This window comes from Nigerium sp. (assembly GCF_039811905.1).
In the GTDB taxonomy this organism is placed as follows: Bacteria; Actinomycetota; Actinomycetes; order Propionibacteriales; family Propionibacteriaceae; genus Propioniciclava.
The window spans coordinates 25746-34661 of the sequence record NZ_JBDHZL010000021.1 but is presented as its reverse complement, the minus strand read 5'-3'; the positions used below and the strand labels follow the sequence as shown (position 1 = coordinate 34661).

Sequence of the window (8916 nt, the reverse complement as noted above, 5' to 3'; positions counted from 1 at the left end):
ACACCGTGTCGACCGGAAGGAACCGTTCATGCCCGCCCAGCTGCCTCGCTGGAACATCGGCGTCGGACGCGTCCTGCCTGGTAGCGCGCGACGACGGGGGCGGCGGCGTCCACGAACCGCTCGCTGGCGAAGAGCCCGGCGTTCGTCTCGAGGTAGAACTCGCAGCCGCGGTCGTGCAACCACGCGACGACCGCGCGGCACTCGTCGCCGGTGAGCGTGCGGTGCAGGACGACCGCCCCGTCGTATTCCACGTAGCCGCCGTTGCCGCCGACGAAGCCGTCGGCGTCCAGGGCCCAGAGGAAGTCCGGGACCTCGGCCCGGCTGCGTCCGGTGCACAGGACGACCCGGTGGCCGGCCGCGCGGGCGCGCGCGACGGCGTCCGCGGCCGAGGCGGGCAGGCGGTTGTGGTAGTCGACGAGCGTGCCGTCGACGTCGAGGAACACGATCTTGCTCATGGCTCTCCTCCCCGGACGCCCGCGAACGCTCCCCGGAGCATAACCCGGCGTCGGCCGCCGGAGGCCGGCCCCCTCGACGGCTCCTCCCGCGGGAGGAGGCCCGCGCCCTCGGACGCCCGTAGCGTCAGGGGCATGCGCCGCCCACCCGTGTCCGACATCGTGCTGGCGATGAGCGGGCTGGTCGCGACGGTGGTGGAGGCGTCCCTGGCCGAGCACTACGGATGGTCGTGGTACGTGATCGTCCTGGTGCTGGTGCACGCCGGGCTGTCGGGGGCGCTGCTGGTGCGGCACACCTGGCGCCGGACCAGCTTCGTCGCGACCTACCTGCTGCTCGCGGCGCTGGCCGCCGTGATCGCGGTCGTGCCGTACAACCTGGGCGTCTCGCCGATGATCCTGTGCGCGCCGCTCAGCCTCTACGTCGTCGCGCGGCACGAGCCCTACCGCTGGGGCACCGCCGCCCTGCTGCTCGGCGTCGCGGGCACGTTCGTCAGCCCCCTGCACCGGCTGCCGGGCGGGCTGCCGACGTTCTGGGTGCCGGCGATGGTGCTCGTGCTGCTGGGCGTCTATCTCTGGGCCACCGGACGCCGCCGCACCGAGGTCGCCTACCAGCGCCAATTGGACGCCGCCCTCGCCGAGCGGGAGCGGGAGGCGTCCTTCCGGGTCGCGCAGGCCCAGGCCGACGAGCGCGCCCGCATCGCCCGGGAGCTGCACGACATCGTCGCCCACAGCCTGGCCGTCGTGCAGGTGCAGGCGAGCACCGGGCTGGCGCTCGGCACGGCCGACGCGCAGCGCGACGCGCTGGGGAACGTCCGGGACGCGAGCCGCGCGGCGCTCGCGGAGGTCCGCTCGATGGTCCGCGGACTGCGGGACGCGCCGACCGCGGGGGCGTCCGACGCGACGCTGCCCGGAGGCCCGGCCGCCGGTGCCACGAGCGCCGAGGCCGACCTCACCGCGGTCTCGGGCGACCTCTCCCGGCTCCGGCGCCTCGCCCGCACCGCCCGCGACGCGGGGGTCGACCTGGACGCCCACCTCCCCGACGACGCCACCCTCGCGGCCTGGCAGGACGCCTGGCCGGCGAGCGTCCGGCTGACGGTCCTCCGCGTCGTGCAGGAGGGGCTCACCAACGTGCTCAAGCACGGCGGAGACCGGCCGCGGGCGCGGCTGGGCGTCGCGGCGTCCGGGGAACGCGTGCGCGTGGAGATCGCGAACGACCGGCGGGCGTCCGGGGGCGAGCCCGGCTACGGGCTCGTCGGGCTGCGCGAGCGCGTGACGCTCGCGGGGGGCGTCCTGGAGGCGGGCCCGGACGCCGACGGCTTCCGGCTGACCGCGACGATCCCGGTGCCGCAGGCGTCCGGCTCGCCCGCCCGACCCCGGCCCGAGGAGGCCCGATGATCCGCGTCGCCGTCGTCGACGACCAGCCCCTGCTCGTGTCGGCGTTCGCCGCGCTCGTCGACGCCCAGCCCGACATGGAGGTCGTCGGCACCGGGGCCGACGGGCGCGAGGCGGTCGCGCTGTGTGCGGGCACCGACGTCGACGTGCTGCTGCTCGACATCCGGATGCCCGTCCTCGACGGCGTCGAGGCCACGCGCCTCATCGTGGACGCCGGGCCCCTGCCGCGCGTGGTCATCCTCACGACGTTCAACGTCGACGAGCTGGTGCTGGGCGCGCTCGCCGCGGGCGCGCGCGGGTTCCTGCTGAAGGACGCCGAGCCGACCGACGTGCTGGACGCCGTCCGCGCGGTGCACGAAGGCCGCGCCGTCGTCGACCCGCAGGCGACACCGGCCCTGCTCGACGCCCTGCGCTCGGGGCGGGCGTCCGGTCGGCAAGGCGACCCGCACGGCGAAACCGAGCGCCCGCCTGAGCCCTCGCCGCTCGCCGGCGTGCTCACCCCGCGCGAGATCGAGGTGCTCACGCTCGTCGGCCGGGGCCGCACGAACGCCGAGATCTGCGCGGAGCTGTTCATCGCCGAGACCACGGTGAAGACCCACGTCAGCAGCCTGCTGCTCAAGCTGGACGCCCGCGATCGCGTCGCGCTGGTCGTGCTCGCCCACAGCGTCGGGCTCGTCGGCGCGGACCGCGACGTCCCGCTGCCCTGAGGGGCGGGCGTCCCGGTACCGGATCCGGCCGGCCCTCCTCCCGCCGGAGGAGACGGCCGGCGGCCGCCCCACGGGCCCGGCGCCAAGACCGTCCCACCGCAGGAGGTGCGCGACGGCGTCCGCGGGAAGAGTGGAGGGCATGAGCGAAGAAGACCATCCCACCCTCGGCTGCCGGGGGCTCGTGAAGAGCTTCGGCGGCCAGCGCGTCCTGGACGGCGTCGGCCTACGCGTCCGTCCGGGGCGCGTGTACGCGCTGCTCGGACGCAACGGCGCCGGCAAGTCCACGACCATCAAGATCATGCTCGGCCTCCTGGACGCCGACGCCGGCGAGACGTACCTGCTGGGGCGCCCGTTCGCGCGGGCGGCGCTGGCGCAGGTGGGGGCGTCCATCGACGGCCCGGCGCTGTACGGGCATCTGTCCGCGCGGGAGAACCTGCTGGTTCACGCGCGCCTCACCGGCGTGGACGCCGCCCGCGTCGACGAGGTGCTGGCGATCGTCGGGCTGCCCTCCGCCGGACGCAAGCGTGCCCGCGCGTTCTCCACCGGCATGAAGGCCCGGCTCGCCCTCGCGATCGCGCTGCTGACCGACCCCGAGGTGCTCGTGCTCGACGAGCCGCAGAACGGGCTCGACCCCGAGGGCATCATCGAGCTGCGCCGCCTCATCCGCGCGCTCGCGGCCGCCGGGCGCACCGTCCTCATCAGCTCTCACCAGCTCGGCGAGGTGACGCACCTGGCCGACGACATCGGCGTCCTGGCGTCCGGACGCCTGGTCTACGAGGGTCCGCTCGCCGACTTCGCCCACGGCGACCTCGAACAGGCGTACCTCGCCGCGACCACGGGGGCGTCCCGATGAGCGCCGCGGCGCCGGCCGCGCGCTCCGCGGGCTCGGTCGCGGTCGCGGGCGGGGTGCCGTTCGGCCGCGCGCTGGCGGCCGAGCTCGTCCGGACGCGGCACTCCGCGTCCGCCCGGTTCCCGGTCGCCGGCCTGGTCATCGCGTTGTTGCAGGGCGCGGGCTGGTGGTTCGTCGCGACGCGCGACGTCACCGGCTGGGCGCAGCTGTTCGGCTGGCAGTCGATCTACGCGACGGGGCTGCTGGCCCCGCTCGTCGCGCTGCTGGCCGGCTTCACGGTCGGCCGGGAGAAGGCGGCCCGCGAGGGCGGGACGCTCTGGCGTCCGCTCGCGCCGGCGGTCGGCTGGCTCGCCCGCGCGACCGTCCTGGCCGGGCAGTCGCTCGCGTTCAACGCGGCCCTCGTGCTGCCCGTGCTGGGGCTGGGCGTCGCCAAGGGCCTCACGGGCGCCCCCGTGGCCCGCCTCGTCGCCCTCACCGTCGTGTTCTGGCTGACCTCGCTGCCGGTCGCGGCGTTGGCCCTGCTCGTCGCGCGCCGCGCCGGCATGATCGTGGCCGTCGCGCTCGCGCTCGCGTGGCAGGTCGCCGGCGTGCTGCGCGCCGAGGGTCCGACCTGGGCGGTCGAGCCCTGGACGTGGCCGGTCCGCGCGATGATGCCCCTCCTCGGCATCCACCCGAACGCGATGGCGCTCGACCCCGGCTCGCCCGTCTGGGCTTGGGACCCCTGGTCGCCCGCCTTGGGGTGCGTCGGCCTGGCCGTCGCGCTCGGCCTGCTGGACGCCCTCACCGCCGGACGCCTCCGCGACCGTCGGCCGCGGCGGGCCCTCTTCGGACGGGACGCTCGGGTCACCCCGGACGCCCGGGACGCGGCCGCCGACGCCGGTGTATCGCCCGCCCTCACCCCGGACGACGCGGTCGTGGCGGCCGACGTGGCCCTGCACCCCGTCCGCCGCGGACGCCCCGCGCCGCTCGTCGGGCTGGCGGCGTCCCTCCTCCGGACCGCGATCGCCCCGCTGCTGCTCGCGGCCCTGGTCGCGATCCCCGCGGTGGGGGTCCTGTGGAACGCCGCGTACGTCCGCGGGTTCTCCGGCTGGCTCGTCGTGCCGCTCGGCTCCTGCCTGCTCGCCTGCCTGCTGTGGGCGGCCCAGCAGGACGCCTGGCGCGTCCTCGCCCTGCGGCATGCCCCGGCGGCGCTCGCCGGACGCCTGCTCGCCCTCGGCGCGCTCGCCGTGACGGCGGTCGCGGGGGAGGCCGCCCTGGTCGCGGGGTTGCGCGGCGACCCGGACGCCGTCCGCTTCGGCGTCGTGCTCGCCGCCGTCGGCGTCGCCTGGCTGGTGCTCTGCCTCGCCCTGGTGACCCGCGTCGGGGCCGGCGCGGCGATCGGCGTGACCCTCCTCGCGCTCGTGTTCAGCCTGGTGTTCGGCGGCACCTGGCTCTCCCGGACGCCCGTGTGGCTGGTCGGCGTCCTCGGGTGGCCGGCGTCCGCGGACGACCTCCCGCGCGCCGCGCTGGCCGTCGGGCTGTGCGCGCTGCTGGCCCTGGCCGGCGGGCTGGCGTGGGTCCGCGGCCTGCGCGCCGCGGCGTCCCGCTGAGCGGAGCGACAAGGGGGTTCGGCTGGGGCCCGGCTGCGCGCTGGTGCCCGCCGGGCCTCCGGGGGAGAATGGACGCGCAGAACGTCACACTGAACAACGGCGTCGAGATGCCGATCCTGGGCTTCGGCGTGTACCAGGTCCCGCCCGAGGACACCCAGCGGGTCGTCGAGGACGCCCTCGAGGTCGGCTACCGCTCCCTCGACACCGCGGCCGCGTACTTCAACGAGGACGCCGTCGGCCGGGCCATCAAGGCCAGCGGGATCCCGCGCGACGAGCTCTTCATCACGACCAAGCTCTGGATCTCGGACGCCGGCGACGAGGGCGCGCGCGTGGGCTTCGAGCGGTCGCTGGGCAAGCTGGGCCTCGACCACCTCGACCTCTACCTGATCCACCAGCCGTTCGGCGACACCTACGGCTCGTGGCGCACGATGGAGAAGCTGCTGGCCGAGGGCCTCACCCGGGCGATCGGCGTCTCGAACTTCTACCCCGACCGGCTCGTCGACCTCGTTGAGCACAACGAGGTCGTCCCGGCGATCAACCAGATCGAGACGCACCCGTTCTTCCAGCGCGCCGACTACCAGGAGCTGCTCGCCTCCCTCGGCGTCCGGATCGAGTCGTGGGGGCCGTTCGCCGAGGGCCGCAACAACCTCTTCACCGACCCGGTCCTCTCCGAGATCGCGCGCGCCCACGACGCGACCGTCGGGCAGGTCGTGCTGCGGTGGCTGGTGCAGCGGGGCGTCGTGGTGATCCCGAAGTCGGTGCGCCGCGAGCGCATGGAGGAGAACTTCGCCGCCGCCGACCTCGAGCTCACGGACGCCGATGTGGCCGCGATCGCGGCGCTCGACACCGGCGCCAGCCTCTTCATCGACCACACCGACCCCGAGGCCGTCCGGATGCTCAGCGGCATGGCGATCACCGACTGACGCACCCCTGGACGCCGGCCCGGCCGGCGTCCGGGAACCGCCGCAGGCGTCCGGACGCCGCACCGGCGGCGTCCCTGCGGTCAGGAGATCTTGATGCCGAAGATCTTCTGGCCGTAGGAGCCGATCACGATCATGTTGCCGTAGACCGCGGCGGACGCCTCGACGTTGCCGCCCAGGTGGACGGTGTCGAGGTCGCGGCCGGTGTTGGGGTCGAACAGGTGGAAGGTGCCGCCCGAGTCGCCGAACACGCCGTACGCCTTGCCGTCGGTGCCGGTGATCTGCACCGGCGAGCTCCACGAGTAGCGGTCGAGGTGCCGGTCCCAGACGACCTTGCCGGTCTTCTTGTCGAGGGCGATCATGTCGCCCTCGGCGGGGGAGGTTGTCTTCGCGACGGTGAAGATGACGAGGTCGGCGATCTCGCCCTGCCCGTTCAGCGGCGTGGACTCCACGCCCCCCTTCACGGCGTCGTTGTAGTACGCCGGCACGTCGTGCTGCCAGAGCACCTGCCCGCTCAGGGCGTCGATCTTGCGGATGTTCGAGACCAGGTCGTGGCGCTTGCCGCCCCGCCAGCCGACCGAGTTGGCGTTGTAGAGGTACACGCCCTCGGGCGTCTCGTCGATCGTGATCGTGGAGTCGTCGTTGTCACCCTGGGTCTGCGCCCAGACGACCTGGAGGGTGTTCGCGTCCCAGCAGATGATGTGGCCGTCGTTGTCGGAGGCGTACATGAGGTTGCGGTACGCGGCCGCCGAGCTCTCGATGCCGTACTGGGTGGACGCCGGAGACTGGTAGACCATCTTGGTGACCTGCGGGTCGATCGTGATCCGCTTCGCCGCGGCGTCGAAGTGGCTGTTGAGCTTCACCTTGTAGATGACGCCGTTCTCGCCCGGCTCGATCAGCGTGTCGGACGCCGCGTTCACCAGGGCCGAGGAATCCCACGCCCCCCAGAACGGCCGGTGGCTCACCGGGTCGGTGCCGTTGAGCGCGTGCACCATCTTGTTCTGGATGAGGTCGAACATCTTGTAGCCCCACGGCCCCAGGACGCCGTTCTGGTCGTTCAGGCCCTGGCCCGCGTAGAGTAGGGGATAGCCGCGGGGGTCGATCGAGCCGGTGCCCTTGAAGCCGTACGTGGCGTCGATCGGCGGCTTGGTGGGGCGTCCGGTGGCCAGGTCGAGGCGGTACACCTTGCCGTCGAACGCCGGCTGGATCACCTCGACGAAGTTCGGGTCGTTCGCGAACTCGGGCGCGAAGTCCATCGCGCGGCGGGTGGCGTCCGGCCAGTGGACGAGCAACGGCTGCCCGGTCCACCCCGTGCCCGGGAAGACGCTGCCGTAGCTGTGCGAGATGCCGTCGTCGTGGCTCCAGACCATCTCGAGCTTCTTCTCCTTGACCTCCGCGGTGCCGAACGCCGGCGCGTTGCGCTCGTTGTTGCCCCGGAACGTCAGGACGCCCTGCACGTTCGTGTAGTCCTGCCCCGGGCCGAACGCGGTCTTCTCGGTGGGGGAGTAGTTCGGCAGCGGCTTGTTGTTCTGGTCGTAGATCTGCCAGTTGATGTCGCCGCCGTGATATTCGAGCCAGGACATGTTGCCCATCGGCCCGGTCAGCATCTTCGAGTACGAGCCCGGACCCTGCACCGTCGGCGGCCGGAAGCCCGGCAGCGTCTCCGGCGCGATCGTCAGCTTCGCGGGGTCGGTCGCCCGGTACGCCGGCCGCGTCGCGACGGCGGTCGGCTTGTTCGGACGTGGGCCCTCCCGCACCGTCGCCGTGCACGCCGCGAGGGAGAGTCCGAGCGCACCGGCGACCGCGAGTGCGGCCATCCGGCGTGGACGGCGGGGGCGTCGGGGCATACGGAGGGCTCCTCTCGAGGGCGGGCCGCGGGCGCGACGGGTCGAAGGCTACCCCTCGTGCTGTAATACCGTCGTGTTGCCTCCCCTGATGATCACCGTCATGTCCGCCCTCGTCGCGGGTCTCGCCACCGTCGCCGCGGCGGTGGGCCTGCGCGCGCTGCGTCTCCCGAGGGACGCCCGCGGGCCAGCCGCCCTCACGCTCGGCCTGGTCGCGGGCTGGGTCGTGCTGGCGGCGTCCGGCTACGCGCTGACCCTCATCACGATCTACCTGCTGTTCGCCCTCGGCTGCGGCCTGGTCGGCGCGCTGTGCGGACGCCTGCGGCTGCCGATGCTCGTCCGGCTGGCCGGGGTGGGCGTCCTGGCGGCGGCGCTGTTCGCGTTCGAGTACCGGCACGGCGACATGTACGCCCTGGCCAGCGGCATCTGGTGGATCGTAGCGATCGTGTCGGTGTTCGTCCTGACCTTCTTCGGACGCCTGCCCGTCGCGCCAGCCCCGGCGTCCGGGGCGGCCGCAGAGGAGGCGTCCTCGTGGGCGTCCGAGCGCGCGCTGACGGGCGTCGCGCTCGTGGCGTTCGCCTGGTACGCGGTCGTGGCGTACCGCTTGCCGAACCCCGGCCTGCTGACGCTCTCCCTCGTCGCGTTCGTGGCGCTGGGTTGCTTCTGGCTGGTCGCGCGGGTGTGGGGGCTGCGCCTCGGGGACGCCGGCGTCACCGGCCTGGCCGGCCTGATGTTCGCGCTCGGGCTGTACGCCTGGATGGCGGACGCTTCCGTCCCGATGGCCGCCGCCCCGCTGGTGCTCGTCGCGGCCGACGTGGCGGTCACCCTGCTCGGCCGGCTGGCGTCCGGACGCGCGCTGGCCGGCGGCCAGCGCACCTTGGTGGGCCGCGTCCTGGGCGTCCTGGAACCGCGGGACGACGCGGGCTGGCAGCTCAACATCGCCCGCCTCGGGGCGGCCCCCGCCGCGTGGCTGCTCGTCGCGTTCACGCTCGTCAGCATCGCGATCGCGGCCGCCACGTGGGTGCTGCTGTGGGCGTCCGTGACGGCGGCGATCCCGCTCGTCGTGCTCGCGGTGGTCTACCTGGCCGCCTCGGCGCTCTGGCGCCGCGTGGCCGTCCGGCGCGGGCGCCCGGCGCGCCCCGCGACCTCGCCGGCCTGACGC

Annotated in this window: 8 protein-coding genes; 6 read left to right on the top strand and 2 right to left on the bottom strand. The window is 74.2% G+C overall.

Features of this window, described 5'->3' with window-relative positions; genetic code table 11:
• Nucleotides 1–26: 26 nt before the first annotated feature.
• Entirely contained in the window at nucleotides 27–455 is a 429-nt protein-coding gene (locus WMJ97_RS06125; protein ID WP_347348093.1) for an HAD hydrolase family protein, read from the bottom strand.
• A gap of 132 nt (nucleotides 456–587) precedes the next feature.
• Between WMJ97_RS06125 and WMJ97_RS06120 the strand changes: the two genes are divergently transcribed.
• The 5 genes from WMJ97_RS06120 to WMJ97_RS06100 all read left to right on the top strand — a co-directional run bounded on the left by WMJ97_RS06120 (nucleotide 588) and on the right by WMJ97_RS06100 (nucleotide 5913).
• A complete protein-coding gene (locus WMJ97_RS06120; RefSeq protein ID WP_347348092.1) occupies nucleotides 588–1847 on the top strand; it encodes a histidine kinase in 1260 nt (419 codons plus the stop codon).
• Entirely contained in the window at nucleotides 1844–2551 is a 708-nt protein-coding gene (locus WMJ97_RS06115) for a response regulator transcription factor (protein ID WP_347348091.1), read from the top strand. Before WMJ97_RS06120 ends, WMJ97_RS06115 begins: the two co-directional genes overlap by 4 nt.
• A 139-nt stretch (nucleotides 2552–2690) precedes the next feature.
• Entirely contained in the window at nucleotides 2691–3404 is a 714-nt protein-coding gene (locus tag WMJ97_RS06110; protein ID WP_347348090.1) for an ATP-binding cassette domain-containing protein, read from the top strand.
• The gene (locus WMJ97_RS06105; RefSeq protein WP_347348089.1) at nucleotides 3401–4990 is read left to right on the top strand and encodes a hypothetical protein; all 1590 of its coding nucleotides are present in this window, start codon (nucleotides 3401–3403) and stop codon (nucleotides 4988–4990) included. The genes WMJ97_RS06110 and WMJ97_RS06105 overlap by 4 nt, the downstream gene beginning before the upstream one ends.
• A gap of 68 nt (nucleotides 4991–5058) precedes the next feature.
• Nucleotides 5059–5913 carry an aldo/keto reductase gene (locus WMJ97_RS06100; RefSeq protein WP_347348088.1) on the top strand — a complete coding sequence of 285 codons (855 nt, stop codon included), beginning with the start codon at nucleotides 5059–5061 and terminating at the stop codon, nucleotides 5911–5913.
• Nucleotides 5914–5993: 80 nt separating this feature from the next.
• Here the strand turns inward: WMJ97_RS06100 and WMJ97_RS06095 are convergent, their stop codons facing one another.
• Nucleotides 5994–7757 carry a PQQ-binding-like beta-propeller repeat protein gene (locus WMJ97_RS06095; RefSeq protein WP_347348087.1) on the bottom strand — a complete coding sequence of 588 codons (1764 nt, stop codon included), beginning with the start codon at nucleotides 7755–7757 and terminating at the stop codon, nucleotides 5994–5996.
• An 88-nt stretch (nucleotides 7758–7845) separates the two neighbouring features.
• Here WMJ97_RS06095 and WMJ97_RS06090 point away from each other — a divergent pair, with 88 nt between their 5' ends.
• Nucleotides 7846–8913, top strand: a complete 1068-nt coding sequence (locus WMJ97_RS06090) for a hypothetical protein (protein WP_347348086.1) — start codon at nucleotides 7846–7848, stop codon at nucleotides 8911–8913.
• The last annotated feature ends 3 nt before the right edge of the window (nucleotides 8914–8916 follow it).

Excerpts from the sequence above, each read along its gene's own strand:
- WMJ97_RS06125 (WP_347348093.1), bottom strand. The coding sequence starts at position 455 with ATGAGCAAGATCGTGTTCCTCGACGTCGACGGCACGCTCGTCGACTAC.
- WMJ97_RS06120 (WP_347348092.1), top strand. The coding sequence starts at position 588 with ATGCGCCGCCCACCCGTGTCCGACATCGTGCTGGCGATGAGCGGGCTG.
- WMJ97_RS06115 (WP_347348091.1), top strand. The coding sequence starts at position 1,844 with ATGATCCGCGTCGCCGTCGTCGACGACCAGCCCCTGCTCGTGTCGGCG.
- WMJ97_RS06110 (WP_347348090.1), top strand. The coding sequence starts at position 2,691 with ATGAGCGAAGAAGACCATCCCACCCTCGGCTGCCGGGGGCTCGTGAAG.
- WMJ97_RS06105 (WP_347348089.1), top strand. The coding sequence starts at position 3,401 with ATGAGCGCCGCGGCGCCGGCCGCGCGCTCCGCGGGCTCGGTCGCGGTC.
- WMJ97_RS06100 (WP_347348088.1), top strand. The coding sequence starts at position 5,059 with ATGGACGCGCAGAACGTCACACTGAACAACGGCGTCGAGATGCCGATC.
- WMJ97_RS06095 (WP_347348087.1), bottom strand. The coding sequence starts at position 7,757 with ATGCCCCGACGCCCCCGCCGTCCACGCCGGATGGCCGCACTCGCGGTC.
- WMJ97_RS06090 (WP_347348086.1), top strand. The coding sequence starts at position 7,846 with ATGATCACCGTCATGTCCGCCCTCGTCGCGGGTCTCGCCACCGTCGCC.